The organism is uncultured Paracoccus sp. (genome assembly GCF_947487305.1).
In the GTDB taxonomy this organism is placed as follows: domain Bacteria; phylum Pseudomonadota; class Alphaproteobacteria; order Rhodobacterales; family Rhodobacteraceae; genus Paracoccus.
This window is the reverse complement of sequence record NZ_CANKWH010000010.1, coordinates 124,327-147,814: the sequence shown is the minus strand read 5'-3', so window position 1 is coordinate 147,814 and position 23,488 is coordinate 124,327. Positions and strand designations below refer to the sequence as shown.

The following is a 23,488-nucleotide window of genomic DNA, read 5'->3' as shown; positions in this document are numbered from 1 at the left end:
CCGATCAGAACCGGTCCAGCAAGCGGCCCAGGTAGTCGCGCTCATCCTCGGGCCGCGTGCGCTCGCCGCTGCGGCGGCGGATCTCGTCCAAGAGATCACGCGCCCGCCGCGCCGGATCGATGCCCTCGGCCAGGGGATCGCCATCGGTGATGGTATTGCCATTGCCGGAGAGCTGCCGCCCCAGCGGATCGCGCTGCGCCCGGCGATCATAGGGCAGGCCGTTCTCGCCATCGCGCATCGCCTGCCCGGCCTGACCGCCCGGCTGCTGGCCCTCTTGGCCCTGTTGCTGCCCGTCCGGCCCCTCGGCCCCGCGCTGGCCTTGCCCCAGCATGTCGCCAAGCGCCCGCATCCCCTCGCGCATCGACTGGATGGCATCGGCCTGCCGTTCCAGCGCGCCGGACATGTCGCCCTCGCGCAGCGCCTGTTCGGCCTGATCCATCGAGCGCCCGGCCTCGTCCAGCGACTGCCGCGCCGCATCGCCCTGTTCCGAGCCCTGCCCCGGCATCAAGCCCTGCTGCTGGCCCAACTCTTCGCGCAGCTGGCCCTGACGCTCGGCCAGATCCTCGCTGCCCTGCTGGCCGCCCTGACCGAACTGTTCCTGCATTTCGCGGAAAGCCTCGTCCGACAGGCGCTGCTGTTCGCGCAGCGTATCGGCCAGCCGGTTCATCGACTGGTTGCCTTCCTGTCCCTGCCCCTGCTGGCCCTGACCGCCCGACTGGCCCTGCGTGACCTGCAGGTTCTCCATCATCCGGTTGAACTGCTCCAGCAATTGCTGGGCCTCGGCCATGCGGCCCTCGTTCATCAGCCGCTGAATCTCGTCCATCATCTGCTGGATCATGTCGCCGGTGACGACCTGTGATTGCTGGTTCTGGGTAAAGCGGTCGGCCGGGTCGGGCTGACCCTGTTCGGCCAGCATCCGGGTATAGTTATCCGTCGCCTCTTTCAGCTCGTCCATCAGCCGCTGGATCTCGTCTGGGCTGGCGCCGTTGCGGATCGCCTCGGACAGCTTTTCCTGCGCCTGTTTCATCGCCTCCAGCGCATCGGCCAGTCCGCCATCCTCCAGCTGGATCGCCGCCTGCCACAGAGCCTCGGCCAGCTTGTCGCGCGCCTCCGGGGTCAGCGGCCCGGCCTCCAGCACGCCCACGCCGGCGCGCAGTTGCAGGTATAGCGGCTGATCGACATAGCCCTCGGGTTGCCAGGTCACAGCGCGCAGGATTTCGGCGCTGCGGGCCGCATTCTCCCGCGACCACAAGAGATCGCGGCGCATCTCGATCAGCGCGGCGGCCAGCGGGTCGAAGAAGCGCCGGCCCGGCAGGATGGTCTGCATCGGTTCGGACAGCCCCTCCTGATCGATGCCGTCCAGCACCGACAGCCGCACCGTCACCGGCAGGTTGGCCCAGGGATGCCGCGCCAGATCCTGCACCAATTGGCCCTGAACCTCTTTCCGCGTGCCATTGGGCATCGGCAATTCCAGCGCGATGGGCTCGCGCGGCTCGGGATCGATGGCCAAACCGAAGCTCCGCGGCACCGAGGCCAGGTCAAGCTCGATCCCGGCGCTGCCGGCAACCACGCCATGATCGTCATCGGCGGAAAAATCCTGCACCAGCCGGCCATCCGCGCGCCGGGTCGGCGCATCGCCGGGGCGGATGCGCGGGGCCGCATCGGGCAGCACGGTCACGTCGAAACGCCGTCCGGCCACCTCGATCACCCCGCTTTGCATCGCCTCGAAGGACGGGGCCTGCGCCTCGTTCCCCTGTGCGGGACCAATATCCTGCGTCACACCCGCGCCCTCGCCATAAAGGCGGAAACTGACGGCGCTGCCCTTGGGCAGTTCCAGCACCTCGCCCTCGGGCAGGGCGTTCAGGTAGATCGTCGGGCGGCGGGTATAGGCGGGCGGCTCGGCCCAGCCTTCCCAGCTTGGCCCGGTGGCAATGTCCGGCATCTGGCTTGCGGGAGGCCGGAAGGTGGCGGCGACGGCGGACAGCCCCTGCCCCAGATTGCCCACCCCGCCAAAGATCAGCGCCATGACCAGCGCCACCATCGCCGCCAGCCGCAGCGCCAGCGGATCCCGGCGGTTCAGCCCGGCATCGGGTGCCACGGCCCGCGCCGCCTCGGCCCGCGCCCGCATCTGCGCCTGATGGGCCTGCCACAGCGCGCCCTCGCCGCCCAAGGCCGCCTGATCTCGCAGCGCCGACAGGGGCCGCCCCGGTAGGGTCGCATCGACCCGCGCCAGCGCCGCCGCCTCGCCCACGCGGCCAAAGCGCAAGCCGCCCCAGACCGCCGCGACGATCAGCGCCAGCACCGCAGCGCCCAGAAGCCATGGCAAGACCGCCGCCGGCAGGGCGCTGATAAGCCCCAGCCAGAAGGCGGCAAAAACCACCGCCGCCAGCGCCGCCAAGGGCCAGAAGGCCCGCGCGACCTGTTCCCAGACCATGCCCGCATGAGTCAGCCGTAGCGCCCGCACGACAACCGGCGCGTCATCCTTCATCCTGGCCGAAATATCCTCCTGGGTCCGGGGGCGGACAGCCCCCGGTTCCTTACGCCGTCGCAGGAACCGACCTATAGCCATTCCGGGATGGTATCGCGGGCGAGGATTTCCTCAATGCTCGGTCTGGCCCGGATGACGGCAAATTGATCGCCGCTGACCAGCACCTCGGGCACCAGCGGACGGGTGTTGTATTCCGAGGCCATCGCCGCGCCGTAGGCGCCGGCCGAGCGGAAGGCGACCAGGTCGCCCGCCATCATCGCCGGCAGCTCAGTGCCCTTCTGGAAGGTGTCGCCGGTCTCGCAGACCGGGCCGACCACATCCATGGCGCTGACCTCGGCCCCGAGCGCAGGCTCGTTCACCGGCACGATGTCATGATGCGCGCCATACATGGCCGGGCGCAGCAGGTCGTTCATGGCCGCGTCGAGGATCAGGAAATCGCGCCCCTCGCCCTCTTTCAGATAGATGACCGAGGCCAGCAGGATCCCGGCATTGCCGACGATGTTGCGGCCCGGCTCGATCTCGATCTCGCAGCCGAGATCGCCCACCGTCTCGCGGATCACCTGCCCGTATTCGATCGGCAAGGGCGGCGCATTGTTGTCGCGGCGATAGGGAATGCCCAGACCGCCGCCCATGTCGAGCCGGGTGATCGTGTGGCCGTCGGCGCGCAGGGCGCGGACCAGGTCGGCCATCTTGGCATAGGCCTGACGATAGGGGTCGAGATCGGTCAGCTGGCTGCCGATATGCATGTCCACACCCACGACCTGCAACCCTGGCAGACGCGCGGCCTCGGCATAGACCTCCCGCGCCTTGGCGATGGGAATGCCGAACTTGTTTTCCGACTTGCCGGTGGCGATCTTCTCATGGGTCTTGGCGTCCACGTCCGGGTTCACCCGGATTGCGACGGGGGCAACCGCGCCCATACTGTCGGCCAGTTGCGACAGCGCGCGCAACTCCGCCTCGCTTTCGACGTTGAACTGGCGGATGCCGCCCTCCAGCGCCATGCGCATCTCGGCGATGGTCTTGCCGACGCCGGAAAAAACGATCCGCTCGCCCGGCACACCGGCCGCCTTGGCGCGAGCATATTCGCCGCCCGAGACCACATCCATCCCCGCCCCCAGATCACCCATCAGCTTCAGGATGGCGAGGTTGGAATTGGCTTTCACCGCGTAGCAGACCAGATGCGGCGTCCAATCCAGAGCCTGCCGGAACAGGCCGAAATGCCGGGTCAGCGTGGCGGTGGAATAGACATAGACGGGGGTGCCGACCTCGGCCGCGATGCTCGACAGCCGCACGTCCTCGGCGCAGAGATGGCCGTTCTGATAGTTGAAGTGATCCATCTACAGCGTCGCCTGCATCCCGATCCGCGCCTCGCCCGACACCGTCACCCCGGGCTGCGGTTTCGGCTCGACCGGGCGTTCCGGCGGGCCATCGACCCCACAGGCAGCCAGCGCCGCAAGCGCGATCAGCGCAATAAGTCTCATGCCAACACCTCTTTCCAGCGCGCGATCTGCGCCCGCACCTGGTCGGGCGCGGTGCCGCCATAGCTTTGCCGCGAGGCGACCGAATTATGCACCCCCAGCACCGAATAGACCGACTGGTTGATCGCCGGATTGACTGTCTGCATCTCGGCCATGGTCAGCTCGTCCAGATCGACGCCCTTCTTTTCCGCCATCGCCACCAGCGCGCCGGTCGCGTGATGGGCGTCGCGGAAGGGCAGGCCCGCCTCGCGCACCAGCCAATCGGCCAGATCGGTGGCGGTCGAGAAGCCGGCCGAGGCGGCAGCTTCCATCTTCTCGCGGTTGGCGGTCAGGTCCGACAACATCCCGGTCATCGCCGCCAAGGCCAGCATCAGGTGATCGGCCGCGTCAAAGACCTGTTCCTTGTCCTCCTGCATGTCCTTGGAATAGGCCAAGGGCAGTCCCTTCATCACGGTGAAGAGGGCGACCGTCGCGCCAAGGATGCGGCCGATCTTGGCCCGGATCAGCTCGGCCGCGTCGGGGTTGCGCTTCTGCGGCATGATCGACGAGCCGGTGGACCATTTGTCCGACATCGAGACAAAGCGGAACTGGGCCGAGGACCAGATCACCAGCTCTTCCGCCAGCCGCGACAGATGCACCGCGCAGATCGACGAGGCCGACAGGAATTCCAGCGCGAAATCGCGGTCACTGACCGCATCGAGACTGTTGGCCATCGGCCGGTCGAAATTCAGCGCCTTGGCGGTCGCCGCGCGGTCCAGCGGATAGCCGGTCCCGGCCAGCGCCGCGGCCCCAAGGGGCGATTCGTTCATCCGCCTGCGCGCATCCTGAAAGCGCGACAGGTCACGGCCGAACATCTCGACATAGGCCATCATGTGATGGCCCCACGTGACGGGCTGAGCGGTCTGCAGATGGGTAAAGCCCGGCATGACCCAGTCGGCGCCCGCTTCGGCCTGGGCCAGCGCCGCGCCGATCAGCGCGCGCAGACCCTCGATCGCCGCATCGCACTGATCACGCACCCAGAGCCGGAAATCGGTCGCCACCTGGTCGTTGCGCGAGCGGCCGGTATGCAGCCGCCCGGCCGGCTCGCCGATCAGCTCCTTCAGCCGCGCCTCGACATTCATGTGAATGTCCTCCAGCGCGCTGGAAAACGGGAAATTTCCGCCCTCGATCTCTGACAAGACCGTGAGCAGGCCTTCCCGGATCGCGGTGGCGTCGCTATCGCTGATGATGCCTTGCGCGGCCAACATGGCGGCGTGGGCCCGACTGCCCCGGATGTCCTGGGCATACAAGCGCTTGTCGAAGCCGATCGAGGCGTTGATCTGTTCCATGATCGCGTCCGGCCCGGCAGCGAAGCGCCCGCCCCACATCGTGTTGGCGGATTTGGTCTGGTCGGTCATCGGCGATCCTTCGGAGGTCTCATGCTGCGTTCGCTTCTGCTTTATACGGCGCTGGTTTTCGGTGCAAATGCGGCTTTCGCCGGGGCCATCGACTTCGAGGCCGCCAAGGCGAACGGGTTGGCCAAGCTGGTCGAGACCGAACCGACCGACCTGCCCGATACGGTGTTTCTGGATGCCGATGGCAAAGAGGTCCGGCTGTCGGATTACCGGGGCAAGGCGATCCTCTTGAACTTCTGGGCGACCTGGTGCGCCCCCTGCCGCGAGGAAATGCCGGCGCTGGACGAGTTGCAGGGCGAACTGGGCGGTGAGGATTTCCAGGTGCTGACCGTCGCCACCGGGCGCAATGCACGCGAGGCGATCGACAAGTTCTATGCCGAGACCGGCGTGGAACACCTGCCGATCCTGACCGATGCCCGGCAGCAGCTGGCCCGCGCCATGGGCGTTCTGGGCCTGCCGGTGACGGTGCTGATCTCGCCCGAGGGGCAGGAGGTCGCCCGCCTGTCCGGCGATGCGGACTGGGCTTCTGACGCGGCCAAGCAGGTCATCCGGGAACTGACAGCGCCCTGACCTCGGCATGGCGCGGGCAGCCGGTCAGGTGGTCGTTCACCAGCCCGCAGGCCTGCATGAAGGCATAGGTGATGACCGGCCCGCAGAAGTTGAAGCCGCGCTTTTTCAGCGATTTGGACATTTCGGTCGATTCGGGCGTGGCAGTGGCCACGTCGCTCATCGACGCGGGGCGGTTCTGGATCACCTCGCCGCCGGTGAAGCCCCAGATATAGGGGGTGAAGCCCTCGGCCCCCTCGATCTCCAGGAACAGCCGCGCGCCCTTGACGGTCGCGGCGACCTTGCCGCGATGCCGGATGATGCCCGGGTTCTGCAGCGCGGCCTCGATCCGCGCCTCGTCCCACCGGGCCACGCGCTCGGGATCGAACCCCTCGAACTCCTCGCGGAAACCGTCGCGCTTGCGCAGGATGGTGATCCAGCTGAGCCCGGCCTGAAAGCCGTCCAGCACCAGCTTTTCCCACAAGGCGCGGGGATCACGCTCGGGCACGCCCCATTCGGTATCGTGATAGGCGACGTAAAGCGGATCGGTCCCGCACCAGGGGCAGCGTTCGGTCATGATGGGTTAACCTGATTTCCAGAAAGGGGGCGGGTTTAACCGGAAGTTAGGCCATCATGACCATGCTGCAAAGGCAGGACATGCAGGAGTCGCGATGTGAGCGGGGGCAATCAGTCGGATATGGGATCACCGCTGGATTTCGCCATCGACCAGCAGACCCGAATCACCATGCCCGCGGTTCAGGCCGCCGTGGCTCAGGGCCATGCCCTTCTGGCCTATCAGCCGGTCGTGCAATCCGGCCGGACCGGGCGACCCGCGTTTTACGAGGGCCTCATCCGGGTGGTCGACGATTCCGGCCGCATCGTTCCACTGAAGGATTTCATGCCGGTGGCCGAGACGATGGAACTGGGCCGCCAGATCGACTGCCTGTCGCTGCAACTCGGGCTGACCGCGCTGGCGGAAGAGCCATCACTGCGCCTCTCGATCAACATGTCGGCGCGGTCCATCGGCTATCCGCACTGGATCCAGACCCTGCGCTCGGGCCTCGGAAGCTCGCCCGAAATCGCCGAACGACTGATCCTGGAAATCACCGAAAGCTCGGCCATCCAGCTGCCGGCCGAGGTCGGGCATTTCATGCGCGAGGTTCAGGGCTATGGCGTCAGCCTGGCGCTGGACGATTTCGGCGCCGGCTACACCTCGTTCCGCTATCTGCGGGATTTCTGCTTTGATATGATCAAGATAGACGGACAGTTCATCCGCGAGATCAGCCAGAACCCCGACAACCAGGTGCTGACCCGCGCGCTGCAATCCATCGCCATCCATTTCGACATGTTCACCGTCGCCGAATCGGTCGAGACCGCCGAGGACGCGGCCTTTCTGATCGATCTCGGGATCGATTGCCTGCAGGGTTACTATTTCGGCGCGCCGACGATTGCGCCGCCGTGGAAAAGTCCGCCTGCAAAGGCGCAGCGATAGAATACGGGATCGGCCATCAGGCTCGGGGCCGATCGTCGCAGGCGGCGGCTGCACTCGGCCAGCAGGGCCGATGTACCAGCGCCGCGACGCGCAAGGTCGCATCCGCCGCGGGCGGATCAACGGGCATCGCCGCCCACTAACCAATCTTGCGCAAGTTCCGCATTCCCCCCGTCCCGGCCTTGACGCCACGTCGCGAAATCGCATCCTAGGCGCCGACGCCGGCCCCCCGCCGGCAAACCTGGATGGGAAGGAGCCCCCTCATGACGAAAGCCGTTATCGTTTCCGCTGCCCGCACGCCGGTTGGCAGCTTCCTGGGATCCTTCGCCAACGTTCCGGCGCATGACCTGGGTGCCACCGTGCTGAAGGCCGTTGTCGAGCGCGCCGGCGTCGATCCCGCAGAAGTCAGCGAAACCATCCTCGGGCAGGTGCTGACCGCCGCGCAGGGCCAGAACCCCGCCCGTCAGGCCCATATCAATGCCGGTCTGCCGAAGGAATCGGCCGCCTGGGGTCTCAACCAGGTCTGCGGTTCGGGTCTGCGCGCGGTGGCGCTGGCGGCCCAGCAGGTCAGCCTTGGCGATGCCGACATCGTCATCGCCGGCGGTCAGGAAAGCATGTCGCTGTCGCCGCACGCCTCCTACCTGCGCGCCGGTCAGAAAATGGGCGACATGCAGGCCATCGACACGATGATCCGCGACGGTCTGTGGGATGCGTTCAACAATTACCACATGGGCCAGACCGCCGAGAACGTGGCCGAGAAGTTCCAGATCACCCGCGAAGCGCAGGACGAATTCGCCGTCGGCAGCCAGAACAAGGCCGAGGCCGCGCAGGAAGCCGGCAAGTTCGATGACGAGATCGTCGGCTATACCGTCAAGACCCGCAAGGGCGACACCGTCGTCGACAAGGACGAGTATATCCGTCACGGTGCCACGCTGGAGGCGATGCAGAAGCTGCGCCCCGCCTTCACCCGCGACGGCTCGGTGACTGCCGGCAACGCTTCGGGCCTGAATGACGGCGCTGCCGCCGTCATGGTCATGTCCGAAGACGAGGCCGCCCGCCGTGGCCTGACCCCGCTGGCCCGCATCGCCTCCTACGCGACCGCCGGTCTCGACCCGGCGATCATGGGCGTCGGCCCGGTCTATGCCAGCCGCAAGGCGCTGGAGAAAGCCGGCTGGAAGGTCGGCGATCTGGACCTGATCGAAGCGAACGAGGCCTTTGCCGCACAGGCGCTGGCGGTGAACAAGGAAATGGGCTGGGACCCCGAGATCGTGAACGTGAACGGCGGCGCCATCGCCATCGGCCACCCGATCGGCGCCTCGGGCGCGCGCATCCTGAACAGCCTGATCTTCGAGATGGGCCGCCGCGACGCCAAGAAGGGCATCGCAACGCTGTGCATCGGCGGCGGTATGGGCGTCGCCCTCTGCCTCGAGCGTTGATCAGGGGCTATCCGGCCCGAATTCCTGCGCGCAATGATCTTGCGCGCAGGTCTTGGCTTGGATAACAAGATTTCAACTCAACGGAAACGCGAGGGGACCAGAATGAGTAAAGTTGCAGTTGTCACGGGCGGATCGCGCGGCATTGGTGCCGCCATCTCGAAGGCGCTGAAGGATGCGGGCTATACCGTTGCCGCGAACTATGCCGGCAATGACGAGGCCGCCAAGGCCTTCACCGACGAGACCGGCATCAAGACCTACAAATGGTCGGTCGCCGATTACGATGCCTGCACCGCCGGCATCAAGCAGGTCGAGGACGAGCTGGGTCCGATCGCCGTTCTGGTGAACAATGCGGGCATCACCCGCGATGCGATGTTCCACAAGATGACGCCCCAGCAGTGGAAAGAGGTCATGGACACCAACCTGACCGGTCTTTTCAACATGACCCATCCGGTCTGGACCGGGATGCGCGACCGCAAGTTCGGCCGCATCGTCAATATCAGCTCGATCAACGGGCAGAAGGGCCAGGCGGGTCAGGCCAACTATTCGGCGGCCAAGGCCGGCGATCTGGGCTTCACCAAGGCCCTGGCACAAGAGGGCGCCCGCGCCGGCATCACCGTGAACGCCATCTGCCCGGGCTATATCGGCACCGAGATGGTGCGTGCCATCGACGAGAAGGTTCTGAACGAGCGGATCATCCCGCAGATCCCCGTCGGTCGCCTGGGTGAGCCCGAGGAAATCGCCCGCGCCGTGGTCTTCCTGGCCTCGGACGATGCCGGCTTCATCACCGGCTCGACCATCAGCGCCAATGGCGGCCAGTTCTTCGTCTGAGCCCGTTCAACAAAATTTGTCGGAAAACACAACGGCCCGCGAGTTTCGCGGGCCGTTTCATCTTCTGGAAAACCGGTCGGATCGTCACGACAGGCGGTTGATTTCTTCCTTCAGCCGCAGCTTTTCGCGCTTCATCACCATGATGTCCTGATCGTTGGTTCCGGGGCTTCTTTGAGCCTTTTCAACAGCCTCGGACAATGCGTTGTGCTTTTTGCGCAGTTCCTCGACATGAGAAGCAACCGACATATCGTTCTCCCTTTGTGTCTTGCGAGTGAGGGGCAGTCGAGCACAGAATTTCGATTCTGTCACGAGAGTTTCACACTACCCAAGGTTGATCGGCTGGCCTTCGCGCAGGACCGCCGCAGCCGCTGGCGACAGGTCCTCGCCATCCTTCAGATGGCTCGATTCGGCATGCATGAGGAAGGGCGCCAGCAGCCGCAGCGGCGCGCGCGCGCCCTTCTTTGCCGCAACGATCACCCGGCCCGCCTCGCGCCCCACCCGCGGGGCAATCGGCAGGATGGTGACACCACCCGCCCGGCCAGCCAGCGCCAGAATCAACGAATCCAGTCGGTCGGCCCGCTGGATCAGCGTCACCACCCCGCCCGGCCGCAGCCGGCGCAGGGCGGCATCAACCCAACCCGCCATCGGCGTTTCCTCGTGCCGCGCCTCGCCCCGGCCTGCATCCTCGGGCGCGGTGCCGCCCTGGAAGAAGGGCGGGTTGGCGATGACATGATCGAAACTTTCGCCCCGGAGTTCCGCCGGCATCCGCGCCAGATCGCCCTCGATCACCCGCAGCGGGATGGCGTTCCGTGCGGCGTTCTGCCGCGCCAGTTCGGCATAGTCCCTCTGCCGCTCCAGCCCGGTCAGCATCGCACCGGGCACCCGCCAGCCCAGGCACAGGCTCGCCACCCCGGCCCCGCAGCCCAGTTCCAGCACGCGCTCCCCCGGACGAGCCGGACAGGCCGCCGCTAGCATGACCGCATCCGCGCCCGAGCGATAGCCGCGACGAGGCTGGGCAATCGTCAGCCGGCCATTCAGGAAATCGTCGAGGCTGAGGTCACTCATCCAGACCGGCATCGCGCAGGATGGCGCTGGCCATGAAATGGTCGCGATCCGCAACCATCAGCCGCTGCGGCAACAGCGCGCCGATCGAACCTTCCAGCACGCTCATATGCTGGTCGAACTGGAAGGCGGGGATATCATGTTGCTCCAGAAGATCCAGCGCACGAGCCAGACGCAGCGGATCGGTGGTACGAAGCAGTTCTTTCATGCCCTTGATGTTATGGGGCGGTTGCACCGATGTCGATGGCGTGGCAATGGCAGGACGCGAAAGGGGCCACCGATGATCACCACCACCACCGACAGCGCCTCGACGCCGCTGGACCGTCTCTCTGACCGCCTCGCGGGCGATATGGAGCAGGTGAACATCCTGATCCGCAACCGCATGGCCAGCCGCCACGCTCCGCGCATCCCCGAAGTGACCGCGCATCTGGTCGAAGCCGGGGGCAAGCGTCTGCGTCCGATGCTGACGCTGGCTGCCGCCCGCCTGCTCTCCTATCCGGGGCAGGATCACGTCAAGCTGGCCGCGACGGTCGAATTCATCCACACGGCGACGCTGCTGCATGACGACGTGGTCGATGAAAGCCGCCAGCGCCGCGGTCGGCCCACGGCCAACTTGCTTTGGGACAACAAGTCCAGCGTGCTGGTCGGCGATTACCTCTTTGCCCGCAGTTTCCAGCTGATGGTCGAGACCGGCAGCCTGCGGGTGCTGGACATCCTGGCCAATGCCAGCGCCACCATCGCCGAGGGCGAGGTGCTGCAACTGACCGCCGCGCAGGATCTGCGCACCGACGAAGCCATCTATCTGCAGGTGGTGCGGGGCAAGACAGCGGCGCTGTTTTCCGCCGCGACCGAAGTTGGCGGGGTCATTGCCGGCGCGCCCGAGGATCAGGTGCGGGCGCTCTACGACTATGGCGACGCGCTGGGGATCGCCTTCCAGATCGTCGATGACCTCTTGGATTACGGCGGCGTCAGCGCCACCATCGGCAAGAATACCGGCGATGATTTCCGCGAGCGCAAGCTGACCCTGCCGGTGATCAAGGCTGTCACCCGCGCCGATGCCGAGGAGCGCGCCTTCTGGGTCCGCACCATCGAGGCCGGCGATCAGCGCGACGGCGATCTGGACCGGGCGCTGGCGATCATGGCGCGGCATGGCGCGATGGAGGCCGCGCGCGCCGATGCGCTTGGCTGGGTCGCCAAGGCCAGGGCCGCGCTGAGCCTGCTGCCCGAGAACGAGATCCGCGTCCTGCTGGATGATCTGGCCGATTTCGTCGTCGCCCGCGTGGCCTGAGCGCAATTCCGATACGAAAAGACCCGGCCCGTTTCGAGGCCGGGCCGGGGGGAAGGCACAAGCTGCCTCAGTTGTAGGCGTTTTCCCCGTGAGTGGTGACATCCAGACCCTGGCGCTCGTCGGTATCGGCGACGCGCAGGCCCATCACCGCCTTGACGAGGTGGATGGCGATGAAGCTCACCACGCCCGACCAGATGATGCAGATCACCACGCCGAGAGTCTGGGCATAGACCTGCCCGCCCATGTTGAACTCGGCGACCGCGCCGGTCGCGTAGTCCCAGACCCCGGCACCACCCAGCGAGGGAGAGGCGAAGACGCCGGTCAGGATCGCGCCGATGATGCCGCCGACGCCGTGGATGCCGAAGACGTCGAGGCTGTCATCGATGCCGATCCTGGATTTCAGCGAGACAACGACCCACATGCAGGCGAGGCCGGCGATCAGGCCGATGGCGATGGCGCCCATCGGGCCGACGAAACCGGCAGCCGGAGTGACACCGACCAGACCGGCAATCGCGCCCGAGACCGCACCCAGCAGCGAGGGATGGCCGCGCAGGATCCATTCGCCAAAGGCCCAGGCCAGCGCCGCGGCAGCGGTGGCCACAACGGTGTTCAGAATCGCCAGCGCGGCAAGGCCATTCGCCTCGAGATTCGAGCCGGCGTTGAAGCCGAACCAGCCGATGAACAGCAGGCAGCCACCGATCAGGGTGAAGGTCAGGTTATGCGGCGCGATCAGCTCGCGCCGATACCCCAGCCGGGGACCAGCGACCAATGCGGCGACCAGACCGGCAATGCCCGCGTTGATGTGGATGACAGTGCCACCGGCAAAGTCCAGCGCGCCGTGACCGAAGAGCAGCCCCGACGGCGCGTCATAGGCCGAGGGACCGCCCCACCACCAGACCATATGGGCCATCGGCAGATAGGAGAAGGTGAACCACAGCACCACGAAGGCAAGGATGGCCGAGAATTTCATCCGTTCGGCCGTGGCGCCGACAATCAGCGCCGGGGCGATACAGGCGAAGGCCATCTGGAAGATCACAAAGGAGAGTTCGGGGATATAGACCCCTGCCGAAAAGGTCTCGGCAATGCTCGAGGTGGTGACGCCCGACAGGAAGGCTTTGGACAGATTGCCGATATAGGGGGTCAGGAAGCCCGCATCCTCGGCCGATCCGGCGCCGGTGAACGCCAGCGAATAGCCGTAGATCACCCAGAGCAATGCCATCACGCAGAAGGTCGCCAGCACCTGCATCAGGACCGACAGCACGTTTTTCGAGCGCACCAGCCCGCCGTAGAACAGCGCCAGCCCCGGCAGGGTCATCATCATCACCAGAATGGCCGACACCATCATCCAGGTCGTGTCACCCTTGTCCGGCACCGGCACGGCGGCATCCTGTGCCAGCGCCGGCAGCGCGGTCAGCGCCGCCAGGGCCAGCAGGGTGGAGAAAAGCGTGCGTCTCATCAGGTGTCACCTTTCGCTGTGGCATCTTTTGGCAGCACGAGGCTGCGTCATCGCCACAAGGCCGTTCCGATCCGCGCGCGACAAGATTGCCGCCCTTTTCCGCAGTGCAGAAACTTTCCCTGCCCTCCCGATCGGCAAACCAGAAGTTGAGTGCCGCAAAAAGCGGCAGAAACCGGACGGTTCAGCATCCATCACGGATTGGTCAGCCACATTCCATCCAGACGATTCTTCCTGTATGCTTTTGCGCAATCGGGTCGGATCAATCGGCCGGGCAGGAACGCAGGCATGAAACGAACGACCGATACACCGAAACGCTCGGGGCGCAGCCCTGTTGCCGACAAGCGCAGCTTCACCGAGCCTGCGCCGGCAAAGACATCCACACGCCGCAAGCCCGCCCCGCCCAAGCGCGGCAACATGGTCACCCGTGGCGTCAGCGGATTCGTCAGCCTGATCTGGCGGGTGATCTGGGGCAGTTTCTGGCGGCTGGCGCTGGTCATGGCCCTGATCATCGGCGCCGCCTCGTTCTACTACTACAGCGGCCTGCCCGAGGCTTCCGCGCTTTTTGACGGCCGCGCGCGCGGCTCGGTCACGATGCTGGACCGCGACGGCCGGGTCTTTGCCTGGCGCGGCGAGACCTTCGGCACGGTCAGCTCAGACAAGATCGCCCCGGTGCTGAAGGAGGCGGTGATCGCCACCGAGGACCGACGCTTCTATACCCATCTGGGCGTCGATCCGATCGGCATCGCCGGCGCCATGCGCATCAACATGGCCGCCGGGCGTGGGCCGCTTGAAGGCAATGGCGGCTCGACCATCACCACGCAGGTGGCCAAGCTGCTGTGCCTGGGCGAAACCTTCGACCCGATCCGCTGGAAGAACGAGGCCGATTACGAGGCCGAATGCCGCAAGTCGAGCCTGTGGCGCAAGGTCAAGGAAGTGCCCTTCGCGCTGGCACTGGAAGCCAAGTATTCCAAGGGCGACATCCTGAATATCTACATGAACCGCTCCTATCTGGGCGGTGGCGCACGTGGCTTCGAGGCTGCGGCTCAGCGGTATTTCAACAAGCCGGCTAGCGACGTAAATGCGTCGGAAGCCGCCATGCTGGCGGGCCTTCTGCGCGCGCCCAGCTACTACGCGCCGACCTCCAACCTACAGCGGGCGCAGGACCGGGCCAGCGTGATCCTGGGGCTGATGAACGAACAGGGCTATCTGGATGATGCACAACTGGCTGCCGCCAAGGCCGAACCGGCGGTGCTGAGCCGCGCGGCGGCGGCGCGGGCGGGGGGTTACTTCGCCGATTGGGTGATGGAATCCGGTCCCGGCTTCCTCACCAGCGAGACCACCGAAGACGTCACCATCATGACCACCTTCGACCAGCGCATCCAGCGCGCGGCCGAGCGGGCCCTGGCCAAGGTCTTTGACGAAAAGGTCTCGGACGGCAGCAAGGCCGAGGCCGCCGTCGTGGTGATGAGTGCCGATGGTGCGGTGCGTGCAATGATCGGCGGGCGCGACAGTACGGTGAACGGTGCCTTCAACCGCGCGACCCAGGCCAAGCGCCAGCCCGGATCCTCGTTCAAGCCCTTCGTCTATGCCGCCGCGCTGGAACTGGGCTATTCCCCGAATGACGTGGTGCTCGACGGGCCGCTGACCATCAACGTCAAGGGCTCGGGGCCGTGGTCTCCGAAGAACTATACCCGCAACTATCGCGGCAATGTCACCCTGACCCAGGCGCTGCAGAACTCGCTGAACACCGCGACCATCCGGCTGCAGGAATCGGTCGGTCGCGACATGGTGCGCAAGGTGGCCGAGGATTTCGGCTTTGCCAGCAACATGGCCAACGGCCCCTCTCTGGGTCTTGGCGTTTCGGAAAGCACACTTCTGGAGATGACCGGGGCCTATGCCGGCATCCGCAATGGCGGCACCGCGGTCAGCCCCTATGGCTTGATCGAACTGCGCATCAAGGGTGATGACCAGCCGCTGATGGGCCAGTCCGGCGGCATGGGCGAGCGCGTCATCAGCCAGCGCGCCGCCGGCCAGCTGATCTACATGATGGAACAGGTGATCGAGCGCGGCACCGGCACCCGTGCCCGGCTGCCGGGCCGCGAGGCCGCCGGCAAGACCGGCACCACCTCCTCCTATCGCGATGCCTGGTTCATCGGCTTCACCGAGCAATATGTGACCGGCGTCTGGATGGGTTACGACGACAACACGCCGCTGAAGGGCGTGACCGGCGGCGGTCTGCCGGCCGAGATCTGGCAGGCGGTGATGACCGAGATCCATGACGGTCTGCCGGCCCTGCCGCTGTCGACCGTCTCGCCCGATGGCAGCGGCGTCATCGTCGGCACATCGGGCGAGCAGCAGATCGTCACCAGCGGCTCGGCCGATGACCCGCTGGCTGCGGCACTGGCCGAGGCGATCCGTGACAACCAGCCGGCACAGCAACCCGCGCAGCAGGCACCGGCCCCCGCGCCGCAGACTCCGGGTGCCAGCAGCTCGAGCAGCTCGGGCGATGATGCGCTGAGCCAGGCGCTTAACGGGATTCTGGGCGGAAACTGATCCCGCCCGCAATCCGGGCGGTCAGGGAGGAGAGGCCATAGAGCGGTTCACCGGCGGCTGCCTTTGCGGCAAGCTTCGCATCACGGCGACGGGCCGGCCCTGGCAGGTCGGCCTTTGCCATTGTCGCGACTGCCGCAAGCATCACGGCGCGCTGTTCCACGCCTCGGCCATCTTTCCCGAGGGTGCCGTGTCGATCGAGAGCGAGGTGCGCGACTATCAGGGGCGGTTCTTTTGTGCCAATTGCGGCTCGCCCGTCCTTGGCCGGACGGAGGACGAGATCGAGGTGAATCTCGGCTCACTGGACGAGCCCGACCAGTTCATGCCGAGTTATGAGCTCTGGACCTGCCGCCGCGAGAGCTGGCTGCCGCGATTTCCGGGCCCGAGGGAATATCAGACCGATCGCGATACGCGCGGGCGGTTCGAGGAATGAACGGGCGGCAGTAGCCCTCTTGGCCAGTCACCATCCCGATGATCGTGGGACTGCCTTCCCCGGCGCTGCCAGCCGTAGTCAGCTCAGTCGCCGGTCGTCCCGTTCCCCCCTGCCATCCCGTGTCGCGCCCGGCCCGCATCGGGTGGTCGTGCTGGCAGAACTGCAAGCATGGCCTCGACCAGTGCCGCGCGGCGGATCGGCTTCGGCACGCTCGCATCCATGCCGCAGGCAAGATATTCGCTCAGGTGATGGGTCATCGCATCGGCCGAGAGGGCGATGATCGGCGTGCGCGGCAACCCGCCCTCGGCCTCGGCGCGCCGAATAGCCCGCGTCGCCTCGATGCCGCACATGCCGGGCATCTGCACATCCATCAGGATCAGATCTGGCGCATGTGCGCGCCAGGCCTCGACCAGTGCCGTGCCGGTATCGACAAGTCGCGGGCTCAGCCCCAGCCGCCGCAACATGCTGACCAGAACCAGCTGGTTGGTCTGGTTGTCCTCGGCGGCAAGCACATCCAGCCCACCGCCCTTCAGCCGCTCGGCCAGGTCGCGCTCCAGACTGACCTGACTGCGCTCGGCCGGGCGTTCATTGGTCAGGCGGGCGCTGACCCGCGCGTGAAAGCGGCTGCCCTGCCCCGGCGCACTCTCCGCCGTCAGGTCGCCGCCCATGATCCGGCAGAACTGCCGCGCGATGGCCAAGCCCAGCCCGGACCCGCCATGGGTCCGCGCGATGCTGGCATCGGCCTGCATATAGGGGGTGAAAAGCCGCGAAAGCTGTTCCGGCGTCATGCCGATGCCACTGTCCTCGACCACGATCTGCAGCTCGCCCGGCAGGGCCACGACGGCACCAGGATGATATTCCAGCCGCAGTGAAACAATCCCCCGGTCGGTGAACTTGATGGCGTTGGACAGAAGGTTGCCGACGATCTGCCGCAGGCGCGTCGGATCGCTGTCCACCCAAAGCGGGGCCATGTCCGGAACCTGGAAGGCCAGCCCCTTGGCCGCAGCCTTGGGGCCGAACAGTCGCTGCGCCGAGGCAACGATCTCGGCCAGGTTGCAGGGCAGATGCTCCAGCGCGACCTGGCCGGCCTCGATCTTCGACAGGTCCAGCACGTCGCTGATGACCGACAAGAGCAGATCGCCGGATTCGATGATGACCGACAGGATCTCCTGCTGGGCGGCGGTCAGCCCGGTTTCGCGCAGCTCCGCCGCCATGCCCAGAACGCCGTTCATCGGTGTCCTGATCTCGTGGCTCATATGCGCCAAGAAGATCGACTTGGCCTGGTTGGCGGCATCCGCCTCGATCCGCGCCGCCTCGAGATCCATGGTCCGCTGGCGCACGGTTTCTTCCAGCATCTCGGCCTGCAGGTGCAGCCGCCGATTGCCCTCGTAGACCTGCCGGCTATAGGTCTCGAGCAGCGCCTCGGCCTCGTGCCGCGCCCGCCGCTCGCGTTCGAAGCGCGCACGCGACACCGGTCCCGCAGCCCGGCTCGCCGGATCGCCGTCACCGGACATGACCGCTCAGCCCTCCATCCGGATGGTGAAGCGGACGCACATGCCCTCGGGCACGGTCAGATCCTGACGTTCGACGCTCGCCGGGCGCCCGAAATACTCGATACAGGTCTCGACCAGCCCGTGGCAGAAATCGCCAAGCGGGCGCGGCGAATGATAGGTCAGTTCCAGCCCGTCTCCGTCCAGCAGCCGTCGGCTTTCGAATCGCGGCAACTCGACCCCCGGATAAAGCTTTCGCACCTCGATATGCACCTCGGTCTCGATCGATTCGAGCATGGTCAGCACATCGGTCTTGTCGGCGAAGAACTGGGAATAGCGGGCGCTGTAGCGCCAGAACATCCAGTGCCCGAATCGGCGCAGATAGTCGTTCAGTGGCAGCCCGCTGCGGGTGCTGAGGGCCTGCACCAGCGCCATGAACTCGTCGCACGGATAGAACCCAACCGAGGTATAGGCCCCGCCCGAGCTGAAATCGCCGCTGGAGAGGACCTCATCGACCACCGCTTCGCCCAGAAGCTCGTCGGCCATCTCGATCAGCTCGCTGAAGACCATACCCTTCACGTCATCCACCCTTTCTGCAAGGCATGGAGACGGTCATAAGGCAAAGAGCTTAATTTGCGGTGAAGCTCGCCGGGAACGGGGGCGGGTTGGGGTCAGCCCGCCTGCTGCAGATCGGCGGTCAGCGCGGCAATGTCGCCATTGCGGCGTGCCAGCATGGCGCCGATCTCGCTGCGTTCGCTCGCCAGCATGTTCACACCCTCGATGATGATGTTGAAGAACTTGCTCTGCCCCGACTTGTCCGAGACGTGCCATTCCACCTGCATCGGCGAGCGGCCGTTCAGGTAGGCGACCGAGGTCACGGCGAAGAAGCTTTTCAGCGGCCGCGCGCCCGTGACCTCGATCTTCGAGCCGATGAACTCACGGAAGCGCTTGCCGTATTTGCGGCCGATATAGCCCTGAAACGCCTGCTGATAGGCGGCGAACTCAACCCCGCCGACCTGACGCGCCGCCGGACCGAGGGCCGAGCGGGCGATGATCCCGACATCGGCATAGCGGGCGAAGATGGTCTCGAACTGGCGATACATCTGCGCCGGAGCCTGACCGGAATTGATCACCGCATAGACTTCGCCAAGCGCCGTCTCGATCAGCGCGCGCGACTGGTCGGTGTTCAGCGCCAACGCACCCATGGGCCGCAGCGCCAGCAGGGCAACCGCCGCACCCGACAGGGCCAGAAAGCCGCGCCTACTCCTCATAGGGGTCGATGACGAAGGCATCCGTTGCGGCAGCGGCAGGCTCGGTTTCATACGGATCAATGACATAGGGATCTTCCGATGCCCCCCCTTGTGACAATTCGTGGCGCCGATGCATCAGATAGATCAGCCGCAATTGGCTGTAACTATCCGCACTTTCATAGAGAACGCTATCCACCGTATCCCCGAACCGTGCCCGCTCACCGGCTTTTGAGGCGGCGCGGATCGCGAAGCTGGCCCAGTATTCATCCTCGTCCAGCCAGACATCCCAGGGATCGATGACCAGATCTACCACCTTGCCGGTCGCGTCCCGCATGGTCGAGGGTCCCAGCACCGGCAGTTCCAGATAGGCGCCTTCCGGCACACCCCAGACATGCAGCGTCTCGCCGAAATCGGTATCCACCTCGGTCAGCGCAAACTCGCGGCCCGCCGGATCGTGCAGACCGCCCAGCCCCAGCGTGCTGTTGACGGCAAATCGGGCGGTGTTCTTCAACGCCGGGCCGGGCCGGCCCTGCAGGATCTGGTTCAGCACCTTGCCCGGCAGCGACAGGTTCGCGCCGACATTGCCCAGAACATCCATCGCGCCGCCGTCCGCTTCGCCCGCAGCCCCCCCCGCAACCGCCTCATCCTCCTTGCCGCCGGTCAGCGGCCGGATCAGGGTCGTGTCGACACCCTTGTTGAAGGCATGGACCCGGCGGTTGGCCGCCTCGAACGGATCGTTGACCGCCTCGGGATCGGAGGGTGCCTGCGCAGCACAACCAGCGATCAGAAGCGTGGCAGCCAGCCGGGTGGCGGCGCGGGACAGGGCGCGGCATGCGTGCAAGTCGGTCCTCTCTGGCGGACGAATTTACCACCTTGTCAGAGGCGCGCCCCGCTGGCGAAACGGCCTGTTATAATCGCTGGAACTCGCATAGAACTGATCCGACGGCAGAGCAAGCGCGGGAAGACCTGGCCGGTGAAGGTCTGCCGATGGCACAGGCCGCCCTCCGGGATCACCCGCGCAGGGCGCAACAGGTAAGACGGACGATATCATGGCAAGAGCGCCTGACAGTCAACGCGGCAGGGCCGAGCTTCGCGCGGCGCGGGGCGAAGGATGGCAGTTGTTCATCATCGTGGGGCTGTTCTCGGCCGCGGTGAACATCCTGATGCTGACGGGCCCCCTGTTCATGCTGCAGGTCTATGACCGGGTGCTGGCCTCGCGCTCGGTCGAGACGCTGACGGCGCTTTTCGCACTGGTGGTGTTCCTGTTCCTGCTGATGGGCGTGCTCGACATCGCGCGCAACCGGGTGATGGCGCGTGTCGCCGCCCGCTTCCTGAACCGGATGGAGCCGCGGGTCTTTACCGCCGCGCTGGCAGAAGGCGCCGGCTCGGGCAACGATGTGGCCGTGCGTGGCGGCATCCGCGATCTCGAGGCGATTCATCGCTTCTTCGCCTCTCCGGTCCTGCTGGCGCTGTTCGACCTGCCCTGGGCGCCGATCTTTCTCGCGGCGGTCTTCATCTTCCACCCGCTCCTGGGCGTGGTGGCCGTGGTCGGCGGCGGGATCGTGGTCGTCGCCACGCTGATGAACCAGTGGTTCAGCCGCGCGCCCCTGCAACATTCGGCGATTGCCCAGCAGCGGGCCGAGCGCATGTCGGATCTCTATCGCGACGAGGGCGAGCTGATCGGCTCACTGGGGATGCGCGGCGCCGCCTTCGAGCGCTGGCGCAAGGCCCGCAGCGAGGCGACCGAACAGCAGATGCTGGGCACCGACCGCACCTCGACCTTCACGGTGTTTTCGCGGACCTTCCGGCTGTTCCTGCAAAGCGCCATGCTGGCCGCCGGTGCCTGGCTGGTGCTGCAACAAGAGCTGACCCCGGGCGCGATGATCGCCAGTTCAATCCTGATGGGCCGGGCGCTGGCGCCGATCGATCAGGTGGTGGGTGGCTGGTCCGTGGTCCAGCGTGCTCAGGATGGCTGGGCGCGGATCAGCGATCTGTTGTCGCGCCGCCCGCCGCAGCCCGACCGCACACCCCTGCCCCGGCCCAAAGCGCAGCTTGATGTGCGGCAGCTTTCGGTGGTGCCACCGGGGCAGAGCCAGCCAACCCTGCGCGGCGTCAGCTTCTCGCTCGCCCCCGGTCAGGCGATGGGCGTCATCGGCCCATCGGGCGCCGGCAAGACCACCATGGCCCGGGCCATCATCGGCGGCTGGCCGATTGCCAGCGGCTCGATCCGCCTCGATGGCGCGACGCTGGACCAGTATGACCCGGACGTGCTGGGCAGCCTGATCGGCTATCTGCCCCAGCAGGTGACGCTGTTCGATGGCACCATTGCCGAAAACATCGCCCGGATGAGTCCGAAACCCGATCCCCAGCGCGTCGTCGCCGCAGCCCAGGCCGCCGCCGCGCATCAGATGATACTCGACCTGCCGCAGGGCTATGACACGGTAATCAGCCAGTCCGGCGGGCGGCTGTCCGGCGGACAGATCCAGCGCATCGGCCTCGCGCGCGCACTCTATCCGCAGCCGGCCGTGTTCGTGCTGGACGAGCCGAACTCGAATTTGGACAATCAGGGCTCCGAGGCGCTGAACCTCGCCATCCGCTCGATCAAGGCGCGCGGTGGCGCGGTCATCATCATGGCCCACCGGCCTGCCGCGATCGCCGAATGCGAATTGCTGCTGGTGCTCGATCAGGGTCAACGCCGCGCCTTCGGGCCGCGTGACGAGGTACTGAAATCCATGGTCAAGAACGCCGAGCAGATCCGCCAGTCACAGGGCGCGGGTCAGAGTGGGGGCATTACATGAGCGGACAGGACCAGCCCAAGGGCCAGCCGATGGCCCGGATACAGCCGATCAAGCAGCAGGCCATTCCGGATGCCGAACTCGTCGACCCGGGCCCGCCACCGCCGCCTCCGCCCGCGATCAAGGTCGGGGTCAGCAAGGCCGAGGTCGTCAAGCGTTGGCCAGTGCGCGGCGCGGTGTTCACGGGACTTCTGGGCATCTTCCTGCTGTTCGGCGGCTTCGGGGCCTGGGCCATGTTCACCCGCATTGCCGGTGCCGTGGTCGCCCCGGGACAGGTCGAGGTCGAGCAGAACCGTCAGGTCGTGCAGCACCCTGATGGCGGGGTGATCTCCGAGATTCTCGTCACCGAGGGCGAGACGGTCGCGGCAGGTCAGCCGCTGATCCGGCTGGATGGCAACCTGCTGCAAACCGAGCTGACCATCGTCGAGGGCCAGTATTTCGAGATCCTCGCCCGCCGCGGCCGGCTGGAGGCCGAGCGGGCCGATGCCGCGACGATCGAGTTTCCGGCCGACCTGATCGAGACCGCCAAGACCGACCCGCAACTGGTCGAGCTGATGGAGGGGCAGCAGAGCCTGTTCGACGCCCGCCGCGATACCATCCAGCAATCGCTGGAACAGTTGTCCAAGCAGGCCGAGCAGCTGACCCAGCAGATCAAGGGCATCGACGCGCAGTTCGTCGCCCTCGGCGCGCAGCGCGACCTGATCGAACAAGAGCTGACCGATCAGCGCTCGCTGCTGGACAAGGGTCTGGCGCAGGCCTCGCGCGTGCTGGCCCTGGAACGCGAGGCGGCACGACTGGATGGTCAGCTGGGCGAGATGCAGGCCACACGCGCGCAGGCCGAGACCCGGCAGACCGAGATCGGCATCGAGAAGCTGCGCCTGAACGCCGAGCGCCGCGAGACCGCCGAGACAGAATTGCGCGATCTGGGCTATCGCGAACTGGAACTGGCCGAGCGCCGCCGCAGCCTCACCGAACAGGTCAGCCGGCTCGAGATCCGCGCGCCGGTCTCGGGCATCATCTACCAGCTGCTGTTCACCACGCCCCGCTCGGTCATCCGGCCGGCCGATCCGGTGATGTACATCATCCCGCAGGACCGCCCGCTGATCATCGGTGCCCGTCTGGCGACGATCAACGTCGACGAGGTTCGGCCCGGCCAGGAGGTGGTGCTGCGCTTCTCCTCCTTCTCGTCGCGCACGACGCCCGAGATCGACGGGCAGGTGCTGCGGGTCTCGGCCGATGCGCTGATCGACGAGGCGACACGCACCCCCTATTACCGTGCCGAGGTCACGCTTCTGCCGCACGAGATGGACAAGCTTGACGGGCTTGAGCTCGTCCCCGGCATGCCTGTCGAGGTCTATATCCAGACCGGCGAGCGCAGCCCCATGGATTACCTGGTGAAACCGCTGGCCGATTACTTCAACCGCGCCTTCCGCGAAAGCTGATGCGCTAACATCGCCTCTGCGCCTTGCCTTCACATGATCCTTCGCCCAACGTCGCGGGGGGAA

Annotated in this window: 22 protein-coding genes; 9 read left to right on the top strand and 13 right to left on the bottom strand. The window is 66.3% G+C overall.

Annotation, left to right across the window (positions count from 1 at the left end; genetic code table 11):
* Positions 1–4: 4 nt before the first annotated feature.
* The 4 genes from Q1A36_RS13585 to argH form a co-directional block, all read right to left on the bottom strand.
* Positions 5–2,488 carry a DUF4175 family protein gene (locus Q1A36_RS13585; RefSeq protein ID WP_299844964.1) on the bottom strand — a complete coding sequence of 828 codons (2,484 nt, stop codon included), beginning with the start codon at positions 2,486–2,488 and terminating at the stop codon, positions 5–7.
* 71 nt (positions 2,489–2,559) lie between these two features.
* Positions 2,560–3,825, bottom strand: coding sequence for a diaminopimelate decarboxylase (gene lysA / locus Q1A36_RS13580; RefSeq protein ID WP_299844961.1), 1,266 nt, complete (start codon positions 3,823–3,825; stop codon positions 2,560–2,562).
* A complete protein-coding gene (locus tag Q1A36_RS13575) occupies positions 3,826–3,969 on the bottom strand; it encodes a lipoprotein (protein ID WP_299844958.1) in 144 nt (47 codons plus the stop codon). It lies immediately after the preceding gene.
* Positions 3,966–5,363, bottom strand: a complete 1,398-nt coding sequence (argH, locus tag Q1A36_RS13570) for an argininosuccinate lyase (protein WP_299844955.1) — start codon at positions 5,361–5,363, stop codon at positions 3,966–3,968. Before argH ends, Q1A36_RS13575 begins: the two co-directional genes overlap by 4 nt.
* A 21-nt stretch (positions 5,364–5,384) precedes the next feature.
* Between argH and Q1A36_RS13565 the strand changes: the two genes are divergently transcribed.
* Positions 5,385–5,930 (top strand): TlpA disulfide reductase family protein, encoded by a 546-nt coding sequence (locus Q1A36_RS13565; protein ID WP_299844952.1) that lies wholly within the window; start codon positions 5,385–5,387, stop codon positions 5,928–5,930.
* Here the strand turns inward: Q1A36_RS13565 and Q1A36_RS13560 are convergent.
* A complete protein-coding gene (locus Q1A36_RS13560) occupies positions 5,905–6,483 on the bottom strand; it encodes a DNA-3-methyladenine glycosylase I (RefSeq protein ID WP_299844949.1) in 579 nt (192 codons plus the stop codon). The two genes, Q1A36_RS13565 and Q1A36_RS13560, sit on opposite strands and share 26 nt — an antisense overlap.
* A 120-nt stretch (positions 6,484–6,603) precedes the next feature.
* Here Q1A36_RS13560 and Q1A36_RS13555 point away from each other — a divergent pair, with 120 nt between their 5' ends.
* The 3 genes from Q1A36_RS13555 (at position 6,604) to phbB (ending at position 9,659) form a co-directional block, all read left to right on the top strand.
* The gene (locus tag Q1A36_RS13555; protein WP_299845012.1) at positions 6,604–7,398 is read left to right on the top strand and encodes an EAL domain-containing protein; all 795 of its coding nucleotides are present in this window, start codon (positions 6,604–6,606) and stop codon (positions 7,396–7,398) included.
* Positions 7,399–7,658: 260 nt separating this feature from the next.
* The gene (locus tag Q1A36_RS13550) at positions 7,659–8,831 is read left to right on the top strand and encodes an acetyl-CoA C-acetyltransferase (protein WP_299844946.1); all 1,173 of its coding nucleotides are present in this window, start codon (positions 7,659–7,661) and stop codon (positions 8,829–8,831) included.
* Positions 8,832–8,933: 102 nt separating this feature from the next.
* Positions 8,934–9,659, top strand: a complete 726-nt coding sequence (gene phbB / locus Q1A36_RS13545; RefSeq protein WP_101752759.1) for an acetoacetyl-CoA reductase — start codon at positions 8,934–8,936, stop codon at positions 9,657–9,659.
* Between the two features lie 84 nt (positions 9,660–9,743).
* On the opposite strand, the gene Q1A36_RS13540 is transcribed toward phbB, so the two are convergent.
* The 3 genes from Q1A36_RS13540 to Q1A36_RS13530 all read right to left on the bottom strand — a co-directional run bounded on the left by Q1A36_RS13540 (position 9,744) and on the right by Q1A36_RS13530 (position 10,929).
* A complete protein-coding gene (locus Q1A36_RS13540; protein WP_101752760.1) occupies positions 9,744–9,905 on the bottom strand; it encodes a YdcH family protein in 162 nt (53 codons plus the stop codon).
* A gap of 75 nt (positions 9,906–9,980) precedes the next feature.
* Entirely contained in the window at positions 9,981–10,724 is a 744-nt protein-coding gene (locus tag Q1A36_RS13535) for a methyltransferase (protein ID WP_299844941.1), read from the bottom strand.
* A complete protein-coding gene (locus Q1A36_RS13530; protein ID WP_299844939.1) occupies positions 10,717–10,929 on the bottom strand; it encodes a DUF2007 domain-containing protein in 213 nt (70 codons plus the stop codon). The genes Q1A36_RS13535 and Q1A36_RS13530 overlap by 8 nt, the downstream gene beginning before the upstream one ends.
* Before the next feature lie 72 nt (positions 10,930–11,001).
* Between Q1A36_RS13530 and Q1A36_RS13525 the strand changes: the two genes are divergently transcribed.
* Positions 11,002–12,009 carry a polyprenyl synthetase family protein gene (locus tag Q1A36_RS13525; protein WP_299844937.1) on the top strand — a complete coding sequence of 336 codons (1,008 nt, stop codon included), beginning with the start codon at positions 11,002–11,004 and terminating at the stop codon, positions 12,007–12,009.
* Positions 12,010–12,076: 67 nt separating this feature from the next.
* Here the strand turns inward: Q1A36_RS13525 and Q1A36_RS13520 are convergent, their stop codons facing one another.
* Entirely contained in the window at positions 12,077–13,465 is a 1,389-nt protein-coding gene (locus Q1A36_RS13520) for an ammonium transporter (RefSeq protein WP_299844935.1), read from the bottom strand.
* Between the two features lie 285 nt (positions 13,466–13,750).
* Between Q1A36_RS13520 and Q1A36_RS13515 the strand changes: the two genes are divergently transcribed.
* Together Q1A36_RS13515 and Q1A36_RS13510 are read left to right on the top strand one after the other, a co-directional pair.
* Positions 13,751–16,018, top strand: coding sequence for a transglycosylase domain-containing protein (locus tag Q1A36_RS13515; protein ID WP_299844933.1), 2,268 nt, complete (start codon positions 13,751–13,753; stop codon positions 16,016–16,018).
* A 37-nt stretch (positions 16,019–16,055) separates the two neighbouring features.
* Complete coding sequence (locus tag Q1A36_RS13510; RefSeq protein WP_299845009.1) at positions 16,056–16,448, top strand: GFA family protein; 393 nt, start codon at positions 16,056–16,058, stop codon at positions 16,446–16,448.
* Between the two features lie 83 nt (positions 16,449–16,531).
* On the opposite strand, the gene Q1A36_RS13505 is transcribed toward Q1A36_RS13510, so the two are convergent.
* From Q1A36_RS13505 to Q1A36_RS13490, 4 genes are all read right to left on the bottom strand, one after another.
* Positions 16,532–17,962: an ATP-binding protein gene (locus tag Q1A36_RS13505; protein WP_299844931.1), complete on the bottom strand. Its 1,431-nt coding sequence runs from the start codon at positions 17,960–17,962 to the stop codon at positions 16,532–16,534.
* A gap of 6 nt (positions 17,963–17,968) precedes the next feature.
* Positions 17,969–18,508 carry a heme NO-binding domain-containing protein gene (locus Q1A36_RS13500; protein WP_299845006.1) on the bottom strand — a complete coding sequence of 180 codons (540 nt, stop codon included), beginning with the start codon at positions 18,506–18,508 and terminating at the stop codon, positions 17,969–17,971.
* Between the two features lie 101 nt (positions 18,509–18,609).
* Positions 18,610–19,209 (bottom strand): phospholipid-binding protein MlaC, encoded by a 600-nt coding sequence (locus tag Q1A36_RS13495; protein ID WP_299844929.1) that lies wholly within the window; start codon positions 19,207–19,209, stop codon positions 18,610–18,612.
* A complete protein-coding gene (locus tag Q1A36_RS13490; protein WP_299844928.1) occupies positions 19,199–20,029 on the bottom strand; it encodes a VacJ family lipoprotein in 831 nt (276 codons plus the stop codon). Before Q1A36_RS13490 ends, Q1A36_RS13495 begins: the two co-directional genes overlap by 11 nt.
* 208 nt (positions 20,030–20,237) lie before the next feature.
* Between Q1A36_RS13490 and Q1A36_RS13485 the strand changes: the two genes are divergently transcribed.
* Together Q1A36_RS13485 and Q1A36_RS13480 are read left to right on the top strand one after the other, a co-directional pair.
* Positions 20,238–21,986 carry a type I secretion system permease/ATPase gene (locus tag Q1A36_RS13485; RefSeq protein WP_299844926.1) on the top strand — a complete coding sequence of 583 codons (1,749 nt, stop codon included), beginning with the start codon at positions 20,238–20,240 and terminating at the stop codon, positions 21,984–21,986.
* On the top strand, positions 21,983–23,425 hold the full coding sequence (locus Q1A36_RS13480; protein WP_299844924.1) for an HlyD family type I secretion periplasmic adaptor subunit: 1,443 nt from the start codon (positions 21,983–21,985) through the stop codon (positions 23,423–23,425). The genes Q1A36_RS13485 and Q1A36_RS13480 overlap by 4 nt, the downstream gene beginning before the upstream one ends.
* The last annotated feature ends 63 nt before the right edge of the window (positions 23,426–23,488 follow it).